The organism is Bacillus sp. UNCCL81 (assembly GCF_900112535.1).
Taxonomy (GTDB): Bacteria; Bacillota; Bacilli; order Bacillales; family Bacillaceae_G; genus Gottfriedia; species Gottfriedia luciferensis_B.
Genome location: NZ_FOMF01000009.1, coordinates 88215 through 110216 on the forward strand (window position 1 = coordinate 88215; position 22002 = coordinate 110216).

Sequence of the window (22002 nt, forward strand, 5' to 3'; positions counted from 1 at the left end):
AATCACCCCATATTAGACATAATCATTCCATAAATTACTGTGCTAATGAAGCTCGCTTTCGCCAGTTTTTTACTAAAGAGATTAACAAGTATATACACACTACCGCCCACAATGGCACAGAAAGGTAATGCACTAATGCAATTTTGCAAAATGTCAATCCAAGCACCTTCAATAAATTTAACGACTTGCTCATAAAACCACCCTTTCGGATCTACAGCAAAATTATATAAAACACCTTTTACAGTTGTTAAAAAGTCATACCAATGATGTTCTTTCGCTTGGTTTAGAATACCGTGTATATGATGACTAGGATCAATATAATGACCTTGAGCATCTTTCATACCAAAATGAAGATGTGCGCCTGTGCTATGCCCTGCTCCTGGTGTTCCTAATGTACCACCTGTTAAACCTAATTCATCACCAGCATAAATATGTTGACCTTCTTTTACGCCTATTTCGCTTAAATGCCCATATATATCTTTGCTGCCATCAGAATGTTTAATGATAACTCCTTTTCCAATGTTTTTATTTCCATAGTCTACAACATGAGCTACACCACTTTTAATTGCATGTATTGGTGAACCTTCTGGAAAACTGAAATCAATTCCTGTATGTCCATGAGGATGGGATTTACTTATCTCACCATATCGACAAGTAATATTAACTTTCATATCAAACAACAGCTTTCATTGCATCTACTAAGATATTTAAAATAATTGGGGTCATTTGGACCAATACGTAACCTAATCCAGCTCCTTGCATCATTGCGAATCCTTTTTCTTTATTACCGATCATAATAAATAATGCACCACCTAAAACAACTACCATACATACTGGATAAGCTAAAGCTTGAACTAATCCGATTAAAGGATCAAATGCAACAATCATTTTATGATACATATCCACTTTTCCAGCTACTTCTACTGCTCCTGCTGGATCTGAATAAGTTGAAGCTGCTAATACTTTTGTACTTTTCAATGCCCCTGTAAATAATAAAGGTAAAGTAAAACCTGCAATAACACCTGCTTCTTTAGCTTTTTTAAGTTCCCACTCGGTTAATGGTACTACTTCTACTTTTGGTTCTTTCCATCTATTCATAAATTCTTTAATTGTATAAGTTTCTTTTTTTCTAAACATACTTAATCTCCCCTTTAGATAAAGTCATTAGCTGTAAAAACTTGTGATGTAATACCATACTTAGTGCATAGATCAGTTAATTGTTTTCTCCTTAATTCAGTTGTAGTAATCCAAATCATAACTGGAGGATATTCACCGAATGCTTTTCTATTTATTAGTTGATTGTATTTATCAATTTTCTTACGGTTGTTAGCCATACTTTGCTCATTATCCACTTCTACAATATGATAAGTGTCTTGATATTTAAAAAGTGCATCGGCTATATTTACTACTGTGTCTTTTTTAGTTGCTCCTTTACTGCTAATCTTTATTTCATTCTTCCAGCTTGTGGGCATACCATAAGCGATATATAAAGCATTTCGCATTACAAAGTGTAAAAAGTTCCCTGTAGACTTCCTTACTTTCTTACAATCTACTATTCCTCTACCCTTTGCATTTAGAAAATATATATATTGTCCTTGTTTAACAACATTTACATAGTCACTCATTTGCTTTAGAACTCTTTGTGCATTACGTTCGCTTTTTAGATTGTGTAATATTTGTATTTGGCTTGTTGTCAGATAATCCAACCTCTTCAAACTCTGTAATATACCCTCCTCTCTCTGGAGTCGCTTGACTTTGGAATGGTGCATCAAAGATAACCCCCTCTTTAGAAAACTTTCTCTTAGGTTGCTTAGATACAATTTCATCAATGGTATTGTTATCAATAAAATAAGATTGCATAGTTTCCTTTTTTGTTCGTTTGTAAATGGATCTTCCTTTTATCAAAGGTAATTCTTCTGCTCCAGTTTCATCTAAAATAACTGTACTTGCTGTTCCTGTATCTACTGCTAAACTAATGCGAGTTAATAAATTACGTTTAACCTGGCTGCTTACAATTTCAGTAGTTGGATATTGAGTAGCATAGATTAAACGAATACCGCTTGCTCTACCTCGTCTAGCTATATCTTTTATTAGATTTTCACATTCAATCTTTAAAGCTTTTTCTTCTTTATCTTGTTCACCAGCAGAAGATAATTCTGCTGCTTCATCTATAATTACAAAGTGTCTTTTTTTAGATTCTAATTCTTTTACATTCTTTTTCCCTTTTCTTCTTAGTTCCTGGAACGTTGCTTCCATATCCACTACAACATTATTTAAAGCAACATAAGATTCTTCAGCATTTGTAGCGAAATTCATAGTCTGCTTAATACATTCATAAGTTGAAAACTCTAAACCGCCTTTTAAATCAATTAAAGTAAATTCAACATCATCTTCATGATTTAAGAGCAATGTAGAAATGATTAGATTCAAAATATTACTTTTACCCATATCTGTAGCTCCACCAACTAATACATGAGGACTTTCTTCAAAATTATGAGTAATTTCTTTTCCAAGTCCTTTACCTAGTTTAATAGTCCAAGGTTTACACTTTTTCATAATCGGCTGTGAGATTGGATAAAACTCTTTTAATCCTTCATCAAACACCTTCATTATTAACATTCCGTCATAACTCATAGTAATCTCTTTAACTAAGTGGATACGCTTATTAAAAATATCCTGTATTTGTTGGATAATTGTTTTATCAAATTTTAGATTCTTAAAATCATTTAAACTCACTACATTCATACTTTTGTTGTTTAAGCCATCTTTGAACTTTCCATACTTATCTGTGAAATCTTTCAATTCTAGTCCTAATGGAATTTTAAAAACATATTCGGTATATTTTTCTTTTTTGTTGTAAGTTCGTCTGAATAATCTCAAACGATCATCTTTTTTGTACAAACCACAATTTTCTGCAATTTTTAAAATCTTATCTCCATCTTTACTAAAATTCTTTTTGTAATAAGTTGCTAAAGCACTTACACCTAAAGCGCTAGTTGTGGTCAGCAATTCAAAGATCATTCGCCACCCCTCCTTTTATTACTGTAAGTAATAGTTGCACTTCAAACGAATAGATAAAAGTTGCTACAAACCTTACAGTAATAACAACTTTGTTGTACGCTGTAAGTGTGTTTCGATTTTTTCACTTACCGTATATTTAGAATCATATGTAGGTATTCGTCTAATATTGTCTGTCCATGAAGAAATAAATTCATTTTTTGTAAGAAAAAGATTAATAAAGGAAATGATGAATTGTACTAGAATTATATAACTGGTGATATATATGAAATGTAACTTAGAAAAGATCATAACGGAAAAGGGATTTAAGAAAGGTTTTATTGCAAAAGAAATTGGAGTAACACCACAACATTTTAGTAAGTGGATCAAAGGAGAACTTTATCCACCAGCAGATAAATTATTTAAATTAGCTAAATTATTGAATTGTTCTGTAGATGAAATGTATACTTTGGAAAAATAAACCAAAAGGGGAAATAGGCAAAATGAATAAAGTATTAATCAGTGGATTAATCGCATTAACAACTTTACTAGGTGCTTGCAGCTCGCAAGAAGCAGCAACTAAAGAACCTAAGAAAGAAGTTAAACAAGAAACAAAGCAAGAACCAAAACAAGAAACAACACAAATTAACGATCTAGCTGCAGTAGAAAAATACCTTAACGAAAAGGGATTTAAATTAACAAATAAGGACCAACAAATGTATCAAATGATCCAAGCTATTAACGGATACGGATATACAACTGCTAATGGAAATGAAATAGAAATATACGAATTTAAATCAGATGCACCAGAAACGACTTTTCCAGATACAACTATTGTTCGTAATGGGAAATTTTTATTAGTGGTATATAATAAAAACGATGATCTTATTAAAGCATTCAAAGATATGAAATAAATATTTAAAGGTGATTTATGTTTCCACTAAAAAACTACTATGAATCGTTCATCAAGAAAGAAATAGTCGGAATGAAGAAAGAAGCTGCAGTAAAACGTTTGGGGAATTTACTTGCTTGCCCTGTAATTACTAAAGATACTAAGGAATCTGTTCATGTTAGATTCTTCAGCTGCACTATGGAAATGAAACCGAATATGGAAAGATGGTTAGGAACAATTGCATTGAGGATTGAAAATGGAGTTGTGAAGGAGTCAGCTATTAGTGTTCCTGAAGTTAAATAGGAGTGATTAATTTGAATAAGTTACAAAGGGATTTACTATACAGGATAAAAGAAGAAAAAAGAGAAGACGGAGTTAATTTAAATAGATTGGCTTCTAAAGTTAATAAAGATAGGTCTCATATTGAAGTTGATTTAGCTGTTCTTGAAAAAAACAATTTTATCGAATTGCATCGGACTGAATCAGGAAAAATGAAAAGGGCAAAAATTACTGCCTTGGGAGAATCCCATTTTGATGAGAATACGACAATAATAAACAAAGAAAACATTGCTGATCAAATTTCAGAGCTTAAAAATAAGGTTGATTCATTAGAAAAAGCATTCTCACAATTACAAGAGGCTCCAACTGAAGAAAATAAGAAATCACTACTGGAAAAAATCGACACTGTTCAATCAGTAGTAAATGGGATTTCTCCCCTAGTAAAAGGATTCACAAATTTATTTACTTAAATAGTTATAAATAAATAACCCTGCTACCAAATGGTAACAGGGTTTTACTTTATTAATTTACCTCATGAAATAAGTTTAGTTGTTCAATTTTATAGCTAGAATTGTTTATGAGTTCAGCAAATTGTTGAACCGTGAGTACATCCGTTTTTTTCCTTAAAAGATTATAAGCTAATTTTTCGAATTCTTTCTCTATATCAGTGTTATTAATAACAATTTTTATATTTTCACCTAAATTTAGAAAATGATCTAAATCATATAAAATAGATTTTATTTCGTTATAAAATCTATTTTCATTATTGTAATCGAAACTCAAAGTTTTAATTAATGTTTGATGACCCTCTAAGTCTATTGAGAAATCAAAGGGTTTTTGCTTAAATTCATTTTGTTGATTAGGATGCCTATCTACATTTAAATTCTGGTTTTGAGTAAATAGCTTGGACACTAATCTTCTAACTCTATCCGCATTTATTCTATTCGATTTTTTTTGATCATAATATAGGTACATATCACAAAGATCTCTAAGGTCCTCTTCAACAGATGAACTGTTTAAAGCCCTTATAGGACTAAATTGAATCTGATTTACGAAATAAACGAGTTCATTTTTAAGTATTGTATCATTTGGCACCTTTAATGGTTGGAGACGATTATTAAATTGAATTTCAAGCGATTCTAATAGAGCTTTAAGTACTTCCATTTCCAATTCATCATCAAAATTTTTCACACGAGTTAAGTTTTTAGCTTTAAAGAATTTCGATTCTCCTAGTTGAGGAATATACGTTACAACTCCAACGTTAATAAATTCGTCCCTTAGGATATCAGGTACATATCTACAAACTGCATAGAAAATTACTTTAGAATTCAAATTCATCGCCTCCTTTCCAATCATGACACTGTTCTTTTAATAATGTTAAAAACCTTGGTGTATTTTCTATTCTGTACCAAATAAAATTTTTCAATGCATCTTCGTCTTTTTTACTTAATTCCCATTGAGTTGGTAATCCTTCAAAACACAAATTGATATCACTTTTTTGGATGCCCTGTATTGTTTTAATAATTTTATTAAAAGGGTTATTTCCGTTCACAAACTTTAATAGTACTTTATAATTATGCGCGTGAAACTCTTTAACTAAACACAACTCTTCATCGAGAATTTTTTTTAACTCTAATTCATCCCATAAAGTACCTAATTTAAATGTATGACTATGATCAATTGCTAATAACCTTTTTTCTTTAATATCGACCAATAGATTTCCTTTGTTCCTGGTCCTATCATCATTATAAATGAATTGATCAAATAAAATAATGGAGGGTATATCCTCCTTATTTTTGACTAATCTTAATAATGGAAGCTGAATAGAAGGTTCAGCCCTTTGTACCAATTTACTACCAAAATGAACTCCTGATTGCACTCCTAGTTTAACTAATGAATCCTCACGTTTCAAAGTTTCTTCATCAATAGTTATTAGTGCGGCATCCGGAATTGGAATCTCCATTAGCTTTGCTAATTTATAACAAATATATTCATTTATTAATATTCGTGTACCGTGCTCATTGCCTAAGTACTTAACAACATAAGGTCCATCAGTAGTTTTCATCAGTAATGGATTAGTAATTCCATTACCCATTTCACGCTCGTATTTAACCATATTATATGAAGGAAGTTTAAATTGGTTCAATTGATCACCTGCATCATTAATTCCCCTAGATTATATTTAAATTATTTTCTAAAGAATAATAACACAAATCATCATTTTTGTGACAAAGTATATCATACTTTTTAAAATTCCACTGAATTATATTATAAATTGTTCTACATTTTCAAAGAATATCCTTTATGAATTATCTATGTTATTTTAATATATTTTACTTCAAGATCTTCTTACATTGCATTAGAAAATTTTGTTAAATCTGCCATTAATAAACCCTCCTTTAGTTAAATAACTTAGTCCACGTTTTAGGACCGACTTTTCCATCTACAGTAAGTTTGTTTTTCTTTTGGAAATCACGTACTGTTTTATCAGTAATTGCACCGAAAATGCCATCATCTTTAATGCCTAATTTGGCTTGAATTAGTTTAACATTACTGTTTCTGTCACCTTTCCGGATTAATTTACCTGGATAAACAGGTGGTTTAGGTGTAACAACAGGCTTTACCTCTGGTCTTTCTTCTGGTCTTTCTTCTGGTTTTTCTTCTGGTTTAGGTGGATTAAGGATTAAACCAACTTGTTTTTTAAAGTCCTCGAATTTAACAGGTTCTTTAATAAATGGTGAAGGACAATCTTTAGCTGTTACATCGAAGTGTCTAACGATATCTTCTTCTGTTAATTTATAAGTAATACAAAGTGCTGCAATATCAGCAATTGCACGATTAATAGTATCTTGATGAATAGTACCATCTTCTTCTACACACGTTTCATAACCTAAAGAATATAAGTTAGCATTAGGAGCGATTTCTTTAACCCCTCGATAAGCAGAGCCATCATCATTACGTTTATGAACATCATTTGCATGATAAGCTACTTCATTTAATGGAATAATACAAACTGATTCATTACGATCAACAAAGATATGAGCAGAAGCAGCAGTATATTTTTTTCCTTGTTGCTCTAATGCTTTACTTTGAGCTGGTAAAGTAACACCAAAATATTTCACATGATTTTTAGCAGGAGCGCCAGGATTAGCAGTCCAATGTAAAACTATCTTTCTAACCTCTTTTAACAAAGTACCAGGTCTTGTATATTTGTTCTTTGGAATAAACTCATTTCTCCAAGTCATTTTGAATCCCTCCTTTATCAAATGATTTTAATTTTTCTTCTACTTGTGCAGGAAGTACTACACCAATTGCTCTTAAATTTTCAACAATACTTCCACCTTCTTTATAGATAAATAAAGCAAGTGTAAAGCCTGTTAAATAGAAGTTAAGACCCAATACAATATCGAGAGCCAACACAAACACGATCCCGACTAATTCCCCAATCCATCTGATAATTCCATCACGCATTACTCTAGATTGGTATTTTGAAACACCTTTCCAGGTCTTTAGTAAACCAGTTACAAAATCTAAGAACTTAACAAGAAAATAAAACATTAAAGTTGTTTGAATTAACTTTGGCAATATCGCAATTACATTTATCCCCATAATCTACCTTCTCCCCATTAAAATAGCCCTGTAAAAACAGGGCATAAAAAATACACCTTAGAATTAATCGTTTACAGGTGCAGACATCGGTAATACTACTTCTTCAGTTATTAAAGCTATTGTCTCTTCGTATTGCAGTTGACTAATGTATCCTTTAGTTAAAGCTCTTGAAATTTGATCTCTTGTAAAGTTTTTTGCTGCGTAGTTTTCAGCCGGTGTATAGTACTCAGCAGGAATAGTGTCTAAACTTTGTTTACCGTATAAATAAATGTCTCTTGCATAAGGTCCTATACGAAATGAATATACTGTCACGTTATTTCCTCCTAATATCCAATTGTGCTTAGAATATAATCCATGAATGCTTGCATGTCCTCATTTTGTTGAAGTATTTGCTGCTTTAATTCTGCGTTTTCTTCCTTCATAGTCTCAAGCTCTGATTTAGACCCTGGTTTATTTTTCAATTCCTCAATTTCTTCATCTGTGATTGTTTCAACCCATACACCATCTAAAAAAACAGGTTTGTAATTCGGTTGAGGAAGTTCTACATCTGTACAATCGGATGGAATTGGTTCATCTACTCCAATTAGTACAGGTTCGATGTAATTTCCATTTTCATCATGTTTATAGACTTGTTTCATCCTTTTGCCCCCTATTGTTCAGCCACAAATTGGATATTGTTTAAACATACACCATGTGTTCCATTAGACACTATAAGTGTTATTTGACCAGCTAAGTTTATTGACCATAGACAACTAGCAGTTGTAGCACTAGAAGCGTGACCACCTAAAATATTTAATGAATAAGCTGCCGGTCTATAACCAACAGGTAAAGTTGCAACAATCGTTCCATTTGCTAATCCTGCTGAAATCTCACCTTCTAAATACACAATTCCATTTAATTTAGTGAATTTTGGTGTTCGTGAGTTATTAATGGTTGCTCCATTTTGCAATGTTAAGTTTGTAAATGTAGGAGTTGTTGCGAAAATTATGTTATTATCAATCCTTAAATTTCCACTACCATCCATACGCATATTATAATAATCATTCACATCAGTACTTTCTGAAGCTCCTGTTGATTTAAGCCATAAAAACCCTTCTCCTTGGGAATCAGATGTATCACTAAAGGCAAATGTATTACATCCTAGCATATCTTGGTTTTTCATATGAATACCGAAATATCCATTACCGAAGGATGGTCCACCAGAACCTCCACTATTTGTTTTTACCAGTAATCCACCATAGATATTAGAGTTTATAATATCTCCACCGTTTATAGTGTCTCCTGTATCATCATCTGGAGCAAAGTTAACTGCTCTTCCTTCTGATATTTGTTGAGAGATAGCTGAGAAATCTGGGTACTGCCAAACAGTATCAGTTACTACAACTGTCCAAGGGTAATCGCCAGTATTCAATCTGTCTATCCGTAAATTATCTCCTGCCTCAACTACTGGGTTTCCTTGCCAATCCATTACGTATGGAGCGAATACCCTATTTAATAGAACAGCAGCAATACTATCTACATAAGCTTGAGTTATAAATGGGTTCTTGACCCTCAACTCCATATTATTGACTCTAGTTCCATTAGTGAATTTATTGCCGTTAAAGTCTGTACCTGTAATTTGTTCAATAATGTAAGTGTCGCTAACTGATTGGAAATCGAAAAAATTGTCGTCAGTTACAACTATATCAGCTACAGTTCTTCTTGCTATAAAGTCTTGGAAAGTAGCTGGAGAGCTGTCTGTTACATCTTGTTCACATCGGATAGTTACGGTATAACCGTTTATTTGGGTTATTGTACCTAACCCTCTCCATATACCTCCTCCGCCAAGAGTTCCTCCATTAGTGATATAATCTCCAATTTTCACTCCTAAAGTATCCCAAGTAGCTCTACTTGCCGAGCTTACAGTCATTGTGTACGAATTACCTTTTACATAGTTTGATATATTTGTATCAAATGTAATTGGTCCACCAGAACCTCCAGGTCCAACATAGATTGGATTTATATTTGGATCTGTACTTCTTGGAACTTTTACAGCTATTGATCCTGTTCTGTTGATTACTCCCCATCCAGCCATTAATCCAGCCATAAATCCTAACATTTCTCTACAAGTAAAGCCTGTAACCTTTTTTATAGTAGTAGTTGGATAAGTACCTGTTAATGAAACTCCAGATAAAGTTGAGATTCTAGACATGACATTCGCAATAGTGTCTGTAGTACCAGCTACCCAAGTATATTCAATATCTAGTTTTCTCATAAAATCAGAACTTGTTATTGTGTATCTTTTTACAACAGAATCATAATCAATCCCATCAATTATAAATTTACCTAAAGAGATATACTCATAAGTAGAACCCCCAACATTTACCCCAATAAAAGGCTCTATTACAGTATTGTCTAGAGAAATGTTAGGAGTTATGTTTTGTAATACTACCGTAAACGTATTGGAAATTGCTGTTCCTATCTCAAACACATCTGAAAGAGAAACAGTATCATGAAATTCCCAATTTACAATTTTACTGGAGTCATATGTTGTAGTACCATTTACCACAATATAAGAATCTACTACTCTTGATTTAGCCATCATATTACCGTTAAAGAGGTTTGATGCAGTTATCATACTACCCTCCTACAGTTCTATGAATTCCATAGATATTTTGTCCCATCTGCCTAGAACGTTGTTGTACAAAGGAGCGACACGATCACCAACGTAAAATTGTTTTGTTTGGATGCCATCTTTTGGATCCAAATACTTACAATAAAAACTAGTTGCTCCGTTATTGTCGATTGCGTTTAGTATTGTTTGCATTTCTGCAATTGTAGTAGGAGGAAACGTAACAGATATTTTTCGTTTAATAGCTATTCGTGTCCTAACTAAAGTACCATTGGCATTTCGAGTAGATTTTTCTGAATCTAAATCTAATATTGTAACTTGGAATTCACTAGGTGTTTTGACAGGGGATGTTGCCCCTGCCGATGATCCGATTTCTAGGAATGCCATAAAATCAACCTCCTATATTTTTAGAATAGGTCTTCCAGATTGTCTGCGAAGGTCGTTTATATGACCAAGAGCAATTCTTCCCAAATCTCTACCACCGACTTGAACTACAATGTCACCACTGCGACCTCCACCCATAGAACTAGCCAGTTTGCTTGCTAAAGTATCCATCCAACCTGTGTTATTCTCTAATGGTAAAACTGCTTCACGACCAGCTTCACCAATATTAGCAATAGTTGAACCTGTAGTAATACCACCTTTAGCTAACTTAGGAATTTTACCAATTGTAGGAATACCAGAAACTCCAGGAATTTTATTTAACTTCTTAACCATTTTGTTTACAGCTTCAATCATACTGTTAATAAATCCAACAGCTTTGTTGTAAACAGTTTTAAAACCACTTGTGATTGATCCACCTAAACCGTTTGTAATACTAGAAAATGCTTTTCTAATAGGACTAGCAACATTTGATGAAAACCAACTAGTAATACTTTTTGAACCAACACTACTAATCCCACTTTTAATGTTTGACCAAATTGTAGAACCAATTCCATTACCGCCAAAAGCTTTTGCTACATTGTCTTTCACACCTCTAAACCAACTTGTTTCATCCAGTGATAAGAAATAATTCTTCATATTTTGCCAGATTGTCCAACCGATGCCAGTACCACTAAAGGCTTTCATTATATTATCCTTAACACCTTGAAACCATTTCGTTTCATCCAATGTTAAAAAATATCCTTTAATATTCTCCCAAACTTTTGAACCAATTCCAGTACCAGTAAACCCATCAGAAATTTTAGTTAAAACGTTATCTTTAAACCATTTTGTCATATCTCCAACTTTACCAGTTGTAAAGGCATATGTTACATTGTTCCAAATTCGATTTCCTAAATCAGTCATTCCATCAAAAGCACTACTGATTTTAGGTGTTACGTTATCCGTAAACCATTTTTTAACATCAATTGTTTTTAATGAATCCCACCAAGCAGTGAAGCTTGTTTTTAAGTTTTCAGCGACTTTACCAGAGAAAACATCCTTTGCGAATTGTTCAATACTCTTTGTAATGCCAGACCATGTATCTTTGAAGGTATTGAATTGATCTTGTAACAACTTACCAAACTTAGATCCAGCTAAATCAACTATGAAATCACCAAATAGATCATAAACATCAGAGATCAATGTTTTCGTATCTTTCCAAGCTTTGCCCCAATTACCATTTAGAATATCAGCTATAATACTGAAAGTGTCACCAATAATATCTAAAGAATTAGCAACTAGATCTATAGCAGCTTTAAAAATATTCCAAGTATCTTCAATCAATCCACTAACCAAGTTTTGGATAAAAGGAGTATTCCATATATCCACTAAACCTTGCCAGAACTTAGCAGCACCTTCTTTCAAGTTCTCCCATTCTGGCTTCAAGGATGCTAAGGCAGCTTTTATTTTATTAGCCCACTCTTCCCATTTACCGCCAGTATCTGGTGGAGCACCTTCACCACTTCCAGTATCAACACCACCAGTACCAGGATCAATTACACCACCACCGCCACCAGTAGAACCTCCACCACCAGTTGAAGGATCAGTTGTATTAGATATGCCAAAAGAAAGAATGTTTAAAGCATCGAATCCAGCTAAAGTGCTTTTCATTGTATCTACTGCTTTTTTGACCTTTTTACCTGTTTTAGTAAATTGATCACCTAATTTACCAACTGAGTTTGTTTGTTTATTCGTAGTTGCAGTTTGTACTTTAAATGTTTTCGTTGCATCTTTAACTTTATTTTTATTACCAAACAAAGCATTCATAAATGAAGCTACTGCACCTAAAGCCCTTGTAACACTATTTGCAAAAGCTGTTAGATAAGGTAAAGCTGCATTAAGAATAGGCAGAAAAGCTTGACCTAAAGCGAGCCTTGCATCTAATAAAGCAGCAGTAAACATAGACATTTTCATAGCTGTATTATTCTGTAATGTATCCCCTAAGTTCTGACTTACAGAATTTAAGATATGTTGGTAAAGAATCGCTTTTTGTTGGTTAGAACTAAGATTAGCCCAAGGTGTACCATTAGCCATTTGTTTATAAGCTTCACCTTGTACGATAGCAGAAGCTCGAACGTTTACACCTAATTCATCTGCACCATCGGCTTCTTGGTTCATTGCAGAACGAATACGATCAGAAACTTCACTCATAGCCATACCACGTTTATTAGCAATAATAGCGGCAGTTTCCATCATTTTAGTTGTTTTATTAACTAAATCTTGTTGGCTTGTTGCTATTGTCTTAAAGTTTAATGAAAGTGTATTAGCTAGTTCAGCACTTTGTAACTTTGAATAACCTAGTGAACGACCTACTGTTTCTTGCCACTTAACAAAATCTTTTGTGCTAGAACCTAAAGTTTGACTAAGTGTTCCCATCATAGCTTCAAATTTCATTGCATCAGAAGCAGCATCTTTAACGATTGCACCAAGTCCAATAGTAGCTAGAGTACCTGCTATTTTCCCTACAATCCCTTTAATTCCAGTTTGAAATCCACTTAGTGTATCTTGAGCTTTTTTCATTACTTTAACCATGTTAAGCATATGTTCAGCAGGCATTTTTTCTTGTTTAGAAGGTTGTTTACCAATCACTTCTTCTAAGCTAGGCATTTTTTCAGCTCTCTGCCATACTGCACCTAACCAAGTTAAAGTGAGTTTATCTTTATGTTCAGTTTCTAAACGTTTATTGTAGGATTTCACATGAAGCCCTAACTCATATGGAGTCATTTCTTCATAGTCTTGAACCCTAATTCCTATTTCAATAGCGATAGACAAAGTTTCATCAAAATCATACTCTTTTACTTCTTCTGTTTGTCCATCGCTATCATGTTTTTTACTTCTTCACCATCTGCGCCAAACGATCTACCAACAGCTTCTGCAAGTTTTTCGATGATATATCTGTAATTATCAGCTTGCTCTAAGATGTCTTCAACCTTTTCCAAAGTTAAATCTTCATTATTGCTTTTTGCATCAACTAAAAGTCCACAATACATATAAACTTCAATTTCTTCTGGATCTAAATTTTCAATTGTTTCATCAATTTGAATAAGTGTTTTACCTGTCATTGCTTTTAATTGTTTTAATGCTTTATGACCAAATCGAAGAACACGAGGTTTATCAAGTTTAATAATTACTGGTTCACTATTTTTACTCATAGATATATCCTCCTAATAAAAAATAAAAGACTAGGGAAGCCCCTAGCCTAAATTATGCTGTTTTAACTACAGCGACTTCGTAAACCTTTTGAGTTTTTCCAGGTTCGTTTGCTAAGATTGTTAGCATTTTAGAACCAATTGCACTCATCGGGATTGATGCAGAAGCAGATCCACTAGTTAATACTTGTGAGAATACTCCGTCAATAAACAACTGTAATACATGGTTTGCAGCAGTAGCAGTAACCGTAACAGAAGTTGCAGTAACTCCACTATATGAATATGTGTAAATACCATTATTAAATGAAGGTGTTAAAGCTCCACCTGTACCAGCTAATGATAATCCTGTTAACCCTCCAGATGGTGTTAATCCAAGTGAAGGTTGCCCACTAACTTTAATAGTTGCTTCAAATGGAATAACATCCTCTTTTTGAACATCAGTTTTTACATTCGTTACAATTCCGCTAAAGTTCCAGCTTGCCCCTAATGTAGATGGGAATAAAATTACAAACGGTGTTAAAACACCTGAATTAAATGCATTATAAATTGCGATTTGCCCATTTGTATCAGCAGGGTTAAAAGAACCAGCAATATTTACTTCTCCACCATCTTTTAGACCTTGGATGAAGGTTTTCCATCCATTACTATCTAAATTGGTAGTTTCTAAGGTGTCTGCTGATAATTCCATTCCACCAATTGAATTAAGCTCTGAAATACTATTTGCACCAATTTGTAATTTGGTACCCATTGCAGCTGTAGCCATTCTTTATACCTCCTTGTATTTAAGTTCAATATTAAAATTCAAACGATTGTAATCTAATTCTTGTTCATATAAATCTCTAACATTATTAATTTTAATCATTTGAATTAATGGACCATTTTGTCCGATATTTCTCCCTAGAAAGGTAATAAGTTTATCTTTTACTAATTTAAATAATGTTTGAACCTCTTTGTATGAAGTATGCAAGATGTCTAATACATACGTTCCTTCTACAATATTTGATGGTCCATTAAGATTGATTGGATAATTCACATCATCCTTGTAATATGTCATAAACGGTCCTTCTTCACCTTCTATAGCGTGAATTGGGTAAATGTTACCGTTTAATTCTGGAATACTACTCAATTCAAAATACAACGCTTCTTCAAATGTCATAAGTATTTATCCACCTCTGATAGCATTGTTCTAATTATGATTTGTTGGGCTTTGTTATGTTTTGAAGCATTAGCACCACGTAAATAGTTGTAACCTGGAATGTATTTTCCTCTAGAACCATTTGGACCACGACTAAAGAACCCATATTCTTGAGAAGCTGGATAATATGCTCTTTTACCATCTTTACTTTCTTTTACGAAAAAACGGTTAAAAGCTCGATCCATTACTACTTGAAATACTTTTTTGCCTTTAGTTGTTGTTTTTTCTGGTCTTAGAATAATTCCCCTTTTAAGATTTCCTATTTCCACCGGAGCTTTCTTCTTCGCTTCTGGCAAAACAACCCTAGCACCTTTTCGAGCTGCTTTTGTAACTATTGTTTGAGGTATTTTCCCCAATTGATCAATTGTTTGTTGTAATTGCCTATATCCTTCGATTTCCACCATTACTTCTTCACCTTCTTGCAGTACCAAAGTAATTCTTTTTTCAAATCATCCGGATCACTTACATTTATTACTTCATAAGTGTTATTCCCATGAACTATTCTCATGGCATTATTCATTCCTGAATAGAAATAGGTGCGAAATTTTACTTCGACACTATTTTGAGTCTGATTAGCAGCATAAAACTCTTTACCAATCAGAGAATCTTTAGATGCCCATACTGTACGGACATTATTCCATACTTTAACAGATTGACCTGTAGAATCTCTTCCCGATGGAGGAGATTGAATTGTAATTTTATTGTTCATACGGCCTACCCTCATGGCGCTACCGTAGTATATTTCAATTGAAATAGAATTTCTTTTAATGAAAATGCGAGTTTATCGGCCTTTCCGACAACTTCACGGTTTAAATACCAGTGATTCACTAGTAATTTACAAGCTAAATTATAAAGTTCACTTTCTTTATCGACATTTTGACTTGATGCTCCAACTACAAATAGATCAGCAGCAAGTACTAAACTATTTATATCTGAATCATCATCGTCAAAATCAATTTTTAAGAAAGATTTCGCCTCATTCAGTGTCAGCATCTTTTTTCACCTTCTTTTTAGGTGATGTTTTAGGCTTCGCTTCTTCATTGCTTTTTTCTTTCTCTTCTACTAGAGTTTCCTCTTTATGAACGATAGCTTTTTCTTCTGGTGGAACAAACTTTTCCGCAATATCATTAATAACCCATGCTTCAGCTACATCATCTCTTACCTCGATGATATCGCCAGGAACATACGAAAATTCACTTCCGGCCATACTAACTTTCATTTTTACTTTTGGCAATGATAACCCCTCCTAAATAAAATAAAAGAACGCCACTAGGACGCTCTAAAAAAAATACATATTAAGTAGCAGAGTTTGCATAGTATTTTACAGCTGCAGTATCAGTTAAAACTGAGTCATGTCGGCTGAATGCTACAAATCCTACTTGTCCAGAATCAATGTATTTCTCACCCATACGGAAGATAGAAAGGTCCATTACATCACGAATAATGAAAGTAGATAAGTCACCGAAAAGAAGAGACTTAGCGTTTGCAGCCATAGTAGGCATATCTTGGTTAATCGTGTAAGTGAAGTTAAGGATTTTATCTGGTTGACCTTGGACTAATCCAGGCTGCCATAATGGATTTCCTTGAGAATCTTTTAGTTTTCGAATCGCTTTTAACGAGTTGTCATTTAGCATGAATTCGCATAATCCTGACTCACGGTAAGCTGGATCCACAGAATGAATTAAATCGATTAAATCATCATAAACGATTGAAGTTGTTTGACCAGTAGTTCCTGTTTTACCTATTGTTGCATTTGTTAATACACCTGTAGGTTGACCAGAACCAGTACCTACTGTGAAATGTGTATTTGTAATACGACCAATACGAGTTGCAATAATTTTACGAATGTAAGCTTCGATATCAAACGCTGAATCTTGTAATAGTTCAATAGGAATTAAGAATACTTTTGAAGTATATTTATAAGCTCCTAGATTCAATTGACCGAATACTGGATCAGTCGCATTACCTGCAGCTGCATTTTCACCAACGATTGCCCCCACGTTTGCAGTGTCATCTACTTTTGGAATCGGCAACGTATTTCCTGTAGCAGTACGAAGAATTGTAGATCTTACTTTACGCATTCCACCAAATGCTTTTAATGATTCAATTAATGAATTATAAAAGCCTTGAGGAACTGTGAATCCACCAGCTGAACCAGTTACTGCAGAAAGTGCACGACCTTCAAGTTGAGCTCTACCTTTACCAAGAATAGAACGCTCTTCGTTATTTAATTCAGCCATACCAGATACTAAAAACTTGTTAAATGCTGAACGGTATTCTTCACGGTGAGTAAATGGTACATTCTCTTGTGATTCATTACGTTGTTCGCCACCTACTAAACCTGCACCAGAAGCATCACGATACTCATTATTTTCTTGCTCAAGTTGATATTGACGTTCATGACGTTCGATATCTTTCGTTAAATTATCAATATCAGTATTCATTCGGTCATAAGCTACATCATCTTCTGCAGTAAAACCACCTCTTTTTTCTGCATCATCAATTAATTGTCTTGATTCAGCGACAACTTTTGCGCGTTTTTGTCTTAATTCAATAATTTTCTTCATTTTGACTCTCCCTTAACTGTTTTTATTGTTTTTCTGATAAATTTAGTTTCTTACGCATTAAATCTATCTTTTTTGAAAAATCATCGTTGTTTGGATTTCTTGAACGTTGGAATGCCTCAAAAACATCTTCCATTGACCTTACTCCAGCTTCCGATTGAGGATATGCTGGGAAAATAACAGGACTTACTTCATAAAGTTTTGCTTTTTTAATGGTCCTTAAAGCAATTTCACTTGTTTCATCCCATTCTTCAACTTCTGGAACAAAAGTGAATGATGAACCAGTAACATCTCCACGTTGGACGGTTTCAACGTACTTGTCAGCCCATAAAGGCATTGTAATTTCATACCTTAAGCCAATGTCATCCTCCTCTAATAAGAGTGTCCCAGAAGTAGAACGACCTAAAATTTCGTTCCAATCATGATTCCAGGCTGCGATTACATCACCTTTAATGGCATCAAAAAAAGCGCCTTTTTCGAAGCGCTCCTCAAATTTGTAGTAATATCCAATTGTATTGGAGCGTTGTCCCCATTTCACTGCATAGCCGACAATCTTACTTGGTTCATCTTCACTATTCTTCGCCCGAATTTCCGGTACTAGTGTTAGATTTCGTTTTTCCTTGTTTTCCACCTTCTCCTTCACCTCCTTTCGGTACTTGGTCAATTGGATTGATTACTGCATTTACAGCTACCATAGCACTATTCACCAGTAATTTATCTGCAGCTTCGTCATCGCTTGGGTTATCACCTTCAGCTTCTCTCCACTCATTTGCAGTAATGACACCATTTTGACGTTTAATTTGAAGTACTTCATTACGCGTTTTAGAATCACCACGAAGAATGGAGTTTACATTGAATTCAACAATGATTTTGTCCATTTCGAAGTCTGCTAGACATTTAAAACGAATAGCTTGTTCAATTCTTTCGAGCCATGGTCTAATACAGTTTTGTACGAACTCTAAGGACTGTTGTTCCATACTTGCAAAAGAAGCTTTTTCTAAATCACCGATCATATGAGGTGGAACTCGATAAATCTGAGCTATTTCACGTTTTTGGAATGATCTACTCTCGAGGAATTGACTATCTTCTGGAGCAAGTCCTAGTTGATGGTATTTCATTCCTTCTTCTAGAATTGCAATTCTGTGACTATTTGATAATCCTTCATGCATTTCATTCCAAGAGCTTCTAAGGTTATTTTGTGCTAGTTCGGATAGATTCCCAGGATGTTCGATGACTCCACCAGGTTTTGCTCCGTTCCCAAAATATCTTGCTCCATATTCTTCAAGTGAAAGAGTTAATCCAAGTGTTTCTCTCATTAATTGAATAGGACTATAACCTTGTCGGCCATCGTATCCTAAACCTGCAATATGCAGCACCTTTTCGAAAGGAAGGACTACTTGCTCGTTGGTTGTAGGAATAATCGTCCGATAACAAAGCTTTAATGTTTTTGGATTTCTCTCTAAAGTGGTTTGGTCCGGTAAAAGTGGCCATAGTTCAACGATCTTTCCGTTTCCATCTCTTACAATTTCAGCATAAGCATTACCATAAGATAACAAATGATGAACCATCGTCTCCCAAAAATTAAAAGCAGGTATTTCTGTATTTGGTTTATGGTGTACGACTGACCATAAGGGATGTTTCACTGCTAATTCTTTACTACCGTTAGTGCTTTTCTTATATACTCGGCACTCTAACGAAGCAATTGTTTCAGCTATAATTCTTTGGCAAGCATAAACAGTTGCCTGTTGCATTGCCCTAAACTCATTAACTGATTGACCTGAAGCAGTTTTCCCTCCAGTCCATAGATCATAAAGCCAACTACCACTCGTTGCCTGTGATAATGGTAAATCTCTTTTTTCGAATAAACTTGTAAGGAAGCCCATTATTTTTTATTCACCCCCTTCCTAGCTCCTACAACAGCTATTCCCATGCAAAGCAATCCGCATAATAAAAACATCACTGCTGGACTAACTAAATAGGTACCGATTGAAAAACTTAGAAAACCAAATATCCCAATATAGTCATTTTTATCCATGATTTCACCTACCTTATAGCGAGACAAAACCTCTTTCTTCATACACACTAGGTAATGGTAAACCTCTCATTGCTCGAGCATATGCATTTAATAGAGAAGCAATAGGGTCGATTTTATCTGCACTTCGCTTTTTATCTAATTTAAAGTTAGCGTTCGAATCTGTAATTGTTACTGCATTCGATACTGCCCAAGTCAATAACCCATCACCTTGATGTGCTGCATTCCCTTTGTAGACTTGAATTCTCCAATCTGCAGTAGGCTCTGCAAGAACCTTTAAATACTGAGGAATAATTACACATGTATAGCCTTTTTTCCCCATGTTTATCGCGAATTGGGAAGCATTCCATTCGTCATAACATAATTCGATTACATCTAAATTGTATTCTTTTACCTTTTCTTCGATATACTTCTCAACATCTTCTTGGTCAATTACTGCACCTGGAATAATAGTTAAGAAGCCATTTTCTACGAATAAATCAAAACGAATATCTTGAATTGCCATTCTCTGATTATATTTATCTTCTGGAATAAAAGAGTGATGAACTGCAGCAAACTTTCCGTCTAGTCTTCCCATAAAAGTAACACTGGTTAAGTCTTCCTTTGCAGATAAATCGACTCCAACAAAAACTTTTGTATTTCGAAAGTTTTCTAAATCGAATTTCTCTTCACATAGGTTCCACTTGCTCAATTCCATGTAGCCATTTTCTTTCTTGTCTACCCAGATATTCATGTTCTTTGTCATGAATCCGCGCATTTTTTCCGGTTGTTCCAAAGCTACTTTTATATCAGAACGCAATGAATCTAATCCTTCTTCATAGGTACCTACAATCGGATTCGCTTTAATCCAATTACGTTCGTCTTTAATATCGTCCCCTTCATCAAGTTCACAGATTAATGCAAAATAATCATCGTTTTCTACTGCAGTATTGTCAGGATCTAACACTTTAGTTACATACTGATATTCTTTAAAACAAGGTCTAGATAAATCAAATCCCGCTGTCGTGATTACAACCATTAAAGGACTTCTACGAGCAACCATCCCTGATAAAATAACATCATATATCTCAGATGTTTCATGAGCATGATACTCATCGACAATACCTACAGATGGGTTCTTACCATCCCCCAACTTCCTAGTTTCTTTTGAAAGTGGTTGGATAATAGAGTTAGTTCTTATCCTGGTAACTTTTCCGTAAGAGTCTTTGTAGGTACCTTTCAGAATGTCCGTATTCCTTATTTGGTCCAATACTGCATTGTATACCTCATCAGATTGTTCTTTTGACCAACCAGTAATATATACCCTGTGCTTCTCGTCGCTTAGGAAAGTTTCATATGTTGCAATCAAAGCAAGTAATTGCGATTTAGCATTCTTACGTGCAAGCTGGATGTATACCTTTCGAAATCGTCTAGATCCATTTTTCTTATTGATAAAACAAAATATATTAGCAACGATAAACAATTGAAAATCTGTTAAGATAATTGGTTGTCCTGCCAATACACCTTCAGAGTGTTTAAATTCTTTTGCCCACTCATTAAAATCTTCAAGAATATCTACATCAAAAATAAACAGACAGTCATCATCTTGTGTTCGATTAATATCTTTGATAAAACGTTGTGCTGCCCAAATGTGCTTTTTACAAGCTACTATTTCACCTTCAACGATTTTATTTGCATATTCCCAAACTCTTTCAATTGGTGTCATAAGCGATCACCAAATCTCTTTTGAGAAGCATTTTTTTCTTTATCTTCATCGTTCTTAGGAATGACTAACTTACATCTGGAAGAAATGGTTAATCCTAGGTCCATTGCTGACTGTCTAGATTGCTTAAAGAATTTATCCTGGTGAGCTATTAGTGTTTCAAACTTTTCGCTTAATGGATCCAAATCGATTAACTGGTTTGAAATTTTAACGTACATATTTTTAGCAATTAAAAAACGAGCTAATGCATCAACATCAAGATTTGTCATAATCCCGATTTGCATTAACTCGTCAGCTATTTTTTTAAATTCCCTTTTCAAGGTACTCGGAAGGTAAGCAGGTGGTTTGACCTTATCGGATGGAGCTTTAACCTCTGTTGCTTTCCGTTCCTCAATCTCTTTTTTAGTTAAATTCTTATTGCCCTTAATCAAAAGTAAATCGATAGGTTGTCTTTGCCCTGCCACACATGCTCACCTCCTTCTGAAAAACCCCGTGGGGAATTTTTTGTGCGTTCGATTGGATACACGGTATTACAGGCACTAGTCCTAG

General features: G+C 34.1%; 30 protein-coding genes. 4 read left to right on the forward strand and 26 right to left on the reverse strand.

The features are described from left to right. Positions 1-2: 2 nt before the first annotated feature. From BM319_RS18530 to BM319_RS25145, 4 genes are read right to left on the reverse strand one after another with little or no spacing between them, the layout of a single operon-like run. On the reverse strand, positions 3-671 hold the full coding sequence (locus BM319_RS18530) for a M23 family metallopeptidase (RefSeq protein WP_091024054.1): 669 nt from the start codon (positions 669-671) through the stop codon (positions 3-5). A 1-nt stretch (position 672) separates the two neighbouring features. Beyond that, the gene (locus BM319_RS18535) at positions 673-1137 is read right to left on the reverse strand and encodes a hypothetical protein (RefSeq protein ID WP_091024056.1); all 465 of its coding nucleotides are present in this window, start codon (positions 1135-1137) and stop codon (positions 673-675) included. Between the two features lie 14 nt (positions 1138-1151). Further along, positions 1152-1715, reverse strand: coding sequence for a replication-relaxation family protein (locus BM319_RS18540; protein WP_286143820.1), 564 nt, complete (start codon positions 1713-1715; stop codon positions 1152-1154). Continuing rightward, positions 1648-3021: an FtsK/SpoIIIE domain-containing protein gene (locus tag BM319_RS25145; protein ID WP_091024060.1), complete on the reverse strand. Its 1374-nt coding sequence runs from the start codon at positions 3019-3021 to the stop codon at positions 1648-1650. The genes BM319_RS18540 and BM319_RS25145 overlap by 68 nt, the downstream gene beginning before the upstream one ends. A 262-nt stretch (positions 3022-3283) precedes the next feature. Between BM319_RS25145 and BM319_RS18550 the strand changes: the two genes are divergently transcribed. From BM319_RS18550 to BM319_RS18565, 4 genes are read left to right on the forward strand one after another with little or no spacing between them, the layout of a single operon-like run. Continuing rightward, complete coding sequence (locus BM319_RS18550) at positions 3284-3478, forward strand: helix-turn-helix transcriptional regulator (protein ID WP_091024062.1); 195 nt, start codon at positions 3284-3286, stop codon at positions 3476-3478. Between the two features lie 22 nt (positions 3479-3500). Then, positions 3501-3911 carry a hypothetical protein gene (locus BM319_RS18555; protein WP_091024064.1) on the forward strand — a complete coding sequence of 137 codons (411 nt, stop codon included), beginning with the start codon at positions 3501-3503 and terminating at the stop codon, positions 3909-3911. Positions 3912-3928: 17 nt separating this feature from the next. Continuing rightward, positions 3929-4192: a hypothetical protein gene (locus tag BM319_RS18560; protein WP_091024066.1), complete on the forward strand. Its 264-nt coding sequence runs from the start codon at positions 3929-3931 to the stop codon at positions 4190-4192. 11 nt (positions 4193-4203) lie between these two features. Next, positions 4204-4638 (forward strand): hypothetical protein, encoded by a 435-nt coding sequence (locus tag BM319_RS18565; protein WP_091024068.1) that lies wholly within the window; start codon positions 4204-4206, stop codon positions 4636-4638. 52 nt (positions 4639-4690) lie between these two features. Here BM319_RS18565 and BM319_RS18570 read toward each other — a convergent pair whose 3' ends face one another. The 22 genes from BM319_RS18570 to BM319_RS18670 form a co-directional block, all read right to left on the reverse strand. Continuing rightward, positions 4691-5500: a DUF3037 domain-containing protein gene (locus tag BM319_RS18570; RefSeq protein WP_175495641.1), complete on the reverse strand. Its 810-nt coding sequence runs from the start codon at positions 5498-5500 to the stop codon at positions 4691-4693. Continuing rightward, positions 5490-6314: a HipA family kinase gene (locus tag BM319_RS18575; protein WP_091024072.1), complete on the reverse strand. Its 825-nt coding sequence runs from the start codon at positions 6312-6314 to the stop codon at positions 5490-5492. Before BM319_RS18575 ends, BM319_RS18570 begins: the two co-directional genes overlap by 11 nt. A gap of 253 nt (positions 6315-6567) precedes the next feature. After that, a complete protein-coding gene (locus tag BM319_RS18580; RefSeq protein ID WP_091024074.1) occupies positions 6568-7413 on the reverse strand; it encodes a peptidoglycan recognition protein family protein in 846 nt (281 codons plus the stop codon). Beyond that, on the reverse strand, positions 7397-7777 hold the full coding sequence (locus BM319_RS18585; RefSeq protein WP_091024076.1) for a phage holin family protein: 381 nt from the start codon (positions 7775-7777) through the stop codon (positions 7397-7399). The genes BM319_RS18580 and BM319_RS18585 overlap by 17 nt, the downstream gene beginning before the upstream one ends. Positions 7778-7840: 63 nt before the next feature. Further along, positions 7841-8089, reverse strand: a complete 249-nt coding sequence (locus BM319_RS18590; protein ID WP_091024078.1) for a hypothetical protein — start codon at positions 8087-8089, stop codon at positions 7841-7843. A gap of 11 nt (positions 8090-8100) precedes the next feature. Further along, the gene (locus BM319_RS18595) at positions 8101-8415 is read right to left on the reverse strand and encodes a YomQ N-terminal domain-containing protein (protein ID WP_091024080.1); all 315 of its coding nucleotides are present in this window, start codon (positions 8413-8415) and stop codon (positions 8101-8103) included. A gap of 11 nt (positions 8416-8426) precedes the next feature. After that, positions 8427-10394, reverse strand: coding sequence for a hypothetical protein (locus BM319_RS18600; RefSeq protein ID WP_091024082.1), 1968 nt, complete (start codon positions 10392-10394; stop codon positions 8427-8429). Positions 10395-10403: 9 nt separating this feature from the next. Then, the gene (locus tag BM319_RS18605) at positions 10404-10775 is read right to left on the reverse strand and encodes a DUF6711 family protein (protein ID WP_217648354.1); all 372 of its coding nucleotides are present in this window, start codon (positions 10773-10775) and stop codon (positions 10404-10406) included. 12 nt (positions 10776-10787) lie between these two features. After that, positions 10788-13583 carry a phage tail protein gene (locus tag BM319_RS24800; RefSeq protein WP_091024084.1) on the reverse strand — a complete coding sequence of 932 codons (2796 nt, stop codon included), beginning with the start codon at positions 13581-13583 and terminating at the stop codon, positions 10788-10790. 23 nt (positions 13584-13606) lie between these two features. After that, positions 13607-13963, reverse strand: coding sequence for a hypothetical protein (locus BM319_RS18615; RefSeq protein WP_091024086.1), 357 nt, complete (start codon positions 13961-13963; stop codon positions 13607-13609). A 52-nt stretch (positions 13964-14015) separates the two neighbouring features. Next, positions 14016-14723 (reverse strand): phage tail tube protein, encoded by a 708-nt coding sequence (locus BM319_RS18620; protein ID WP_091024088.1) that lies wholly within the window; start codon positions 14721-14723, stop codon positions 14016-14018. 3 nt (positions 14724-14726) lie between these two features. Beyond that, positions 14727-15116: a hypothetical protein gene (locus BM319_RS18625; protein ID WP_091024090.1), complete on the reverse strand. Its 390-nt coding sequence runs from the start codon at positions 15114-15116 to the stop codon at positions 14727-14729. Then, positions 15113-15559, reverse strand: a complete 447-nt coding sequence (locus BM319_RS18630; RefSeq protein ID WP_091024092.1) for an HK97 gp10 family phage protein — start codon at positions 15557-15559, stop codon at positions 15113-15115. Before BM319_RS18630 ends, BM319_RS18625 begins: the two co-directional genes overlap by 4 nt. After that, positions 15559-15864, reverse strand: a complete 306-nt coding sequence (locus BM319_RS18635) for a phage head closure protein (protein WP_175495642.1) — start codon at positions 15862-15864, stop codon at positions 15559-15561. The genes BM319_RS18630 and BM319_RS18635 overlap by 1 nt, the downstream gene beginning before the upstream one ends. Positions 15865-15875: 11 nt before the next feature. After that, positions 15876-16148, reverse strand: a complete 273-nt coding sequence (locus BM319_RS18640) for a head-tail connector protein (RefSeq protein ID WP_091024096.1) — start codon at positions 16146-16148, stop codon at positions 15876-15878. After that, a complete protein-coding gene (locus tag BM319_RS18645; RefSeq protein WP_091024098.1) occupies positions 16132-16389 on the reverse strand; it encodes a hypothetical protein in 258 nt (85 codons plus the stop codon). Before BM319_RS18645 ends, BM319_RS18640 begins: the two co-directional genes overlap by 17 nt. 61 nt (positions 16390-16450) lie before the next feature. Continuing rightward, positions 16451-17722, reverse strand: coding sequence for a phage major capsid protein (locus BM319_RS18650; RefSeq protein WP_091024100.1), 1272 nt, complete (start codon positions 17720-17722; stop codon positions 16451-16453). Between the two features lie 22 nt (positions 17723-17744). After that, positions 17745-18350, reverse strand: a complete 606-nt coding sequence (locus BM319_RS18655; protein ID WP_175495643.1) for an HK97 family phage prohead protease — start codon at positions 18348-18350, stop codon at positions 17745-17747. Next, complete coding sequence (locus tag BM319_RS18660; protein WP_091024104.1) at positions 18292-19602, reverse strand: phage portal protein; 1311 nt, start codon at positions 19600-19602, stop codon at positions 18292-18294. The genes BM319_RS18655 and BM319_RS18660 overlap by 59 nt, the downstream gene beginning before the upstream one ends. Next, on the reverse strand, positions 19602-19754 hold the full coding sequence (locus tag BM319_RS24805) for a hypothetical protein (protein WP_175495644.1): 153 nt from the start codon (positions 19752-19754) through the stop codon (positions 19602-19604). The genes BM319_RS18660 and BM319_RS24805 overlap by 1 nt, the downstream gene beginning before the upstream one ends. Before the next feature lie 13 nt (positions 19755-19767). Then, on the reverse strand, positions 19768-21456 hold the full coding sequence (locus BM319_RS18665) for a terminase large subunit (protein ID WP_091024106.1): 1689 nt from the start codon (positions 21454-21456) through the stop codon (positions 19768-19770). Continuing rightward, complete coding sequence (locus BM319_RS18670; protein ID WP_091024108.1) at positions 21453-21917, reverse strand: phage terminase small subunit P27 family; 465 nt, start codon at positions 21915-21917, stop codon at positions 21453-21455. The genes BM319_RS18665 and BM319_RS18670 overlap by 4 nt, the downstream gene beginning before the upstream one ends. Positions 21918-22002 lie beyond the last annotated feature (85 nt).

Bases quoted from the DNA above. Each gene is read 5' to 3' on its own strand.
- BM319_RS18530 (WP_091024054.1), bottom strand. From the start codon at position 671: ATGAAAGTTAATATTACTTGTCGATATGGTGAGATAAGTAAATCCCAT.
- BM319_RS18535 (WP_091024056.1), bottom strand. From the start codon at position 1,137: ATGTTTAGAAAAAAAGAAACTTATACAATTAAAGAATTTATGAATAGA.
- BM319_RS25145 (WP_091024060.1), bottom strand. From the start codon at position 3,021: ATGATCTTTGAATTGCTGACCACAACTAGCGCTTTAGGTGTAAGTGCT.
- BM319_RS18550 (WP_091024062.1), top strand. From the start codon at position 3,284: ATGAAATGTAACTTAGAAAAGATCATAACGGAAAAGGGATTTAAGAAA.
- BM319_RS18555 (WP_091024064.1), top strand. From the start codon at position 3,501: ATGAATAAAGTATTAATCAGTGGATTAATCGCATTAACAACTTTACTA.
- BM319_RS18560 (WP_091024066.1), top strand. From the start codon at position 3,929: ATGTTTCCACTAAAAAACTACTATGAATCGTTCATCAAGAAAGAAATA.
- BM319_RS18580 (WP_091024074.1), bottom strand. From the start codon at position 7,413: ATGACTTGGAGAAATGAGTTTATTCCAAAGAACAAATATACAAGACCT.
- BM319_RS18585 (WP_091024076.1), bottom strand. From the start codon at position 7,777: ATGGGGATAAATGTAATTGCGATATTGCCAAAGTTAATTCAAACAACT.
- BM319_RS18595 (WP_091024080.1), bottom strand. From the start codon at position 8,415: ATGAAACAAGTCTATAAACATGATGAAAATGGAAATTACATCGAACCT.
- BM319_RS18600 (WP_091024082.1), bottom strand. From the start codon at position 10,394: ATGATAACTGCATCAAACCTCTTTAACGGTAATATGATGGCTAAATCA.
- BM319_RS18605 (WP_217648354.1), bottom strand. From the start codon at position 10,775: ATGGCATTCCTAGAAATCGGATCATCGGCAGGGGCAACATCCCCTGTC.
- BM319_RS18615 (WP_091024086.1), bottom strand. From the start codon at position 13,963: ATGAGTAAAAATAGTGAACCAGTAATTATTAAACTTGATAAACCTCGT.
- BM319_RS18620 (WP_091024088.1), bottom strand. From the start codon at position 14,723: ATGGCTACAGCTGCAATGGGTACCAAATTACAAATTGGTGCAAATAGT.
- BM319_RS18625 (WP_091024090.1), bottom strand. From the start codon at position 15,116: ATGACATTTGAAGAAGCGTTGTATTTTGAATTGAGTAGTATTCCAGAA.
- BM319_RS18630 (WP_091024092.1), bottom strand. From the start codon at position 15,559: ATGGTGGAAATCGAAGGATATAGGCAATTACAACAAACAATTGATCAA.
- BM319_RS18635 (WP_175495642.1), bottom strand. From the start codon at position 15,864: ATGAACAATAAAATTACAATTCAATCTCCTCCATCGGGAAGAGATTCT.
- BM319_RS18640 (WP_091024096.1), bottom strand. From the start codon at position 16,148: ATGCTGACACTGAATGAGGCGAAATCTTTCTTAAAAATTGATTTTGAC.
- BM319_RS18650 (WP_091024100.1), bottom strand. From the start codon at position 17,722: ATGAAGAAAATTATTGAATTAAGACAAAAACGCGCAAAAGTTGTCGCT.
- BM319_RS18660 (WP_091024104.1), bottom strand. From the start codon at position 19,602: ATGGGCTTCCTTACAAGTTTATTCGAAAAAAGAGATTTACCATTATCA.
- BM319_RS24805 (WP_175495644.1), bottom strand. From the start codon at position 19,754: ATGGATAAAAATGACTATATTGGGATATTTGGTTTTCTAAGTTTTTCA.
- BM319_RS18665 (WP_091024106.1), bottom strand. From the start codon at position 21,456: ATGACACCAATTGAAAGAGTTTGGGAATATGCAAATAAAATCGTTGAA.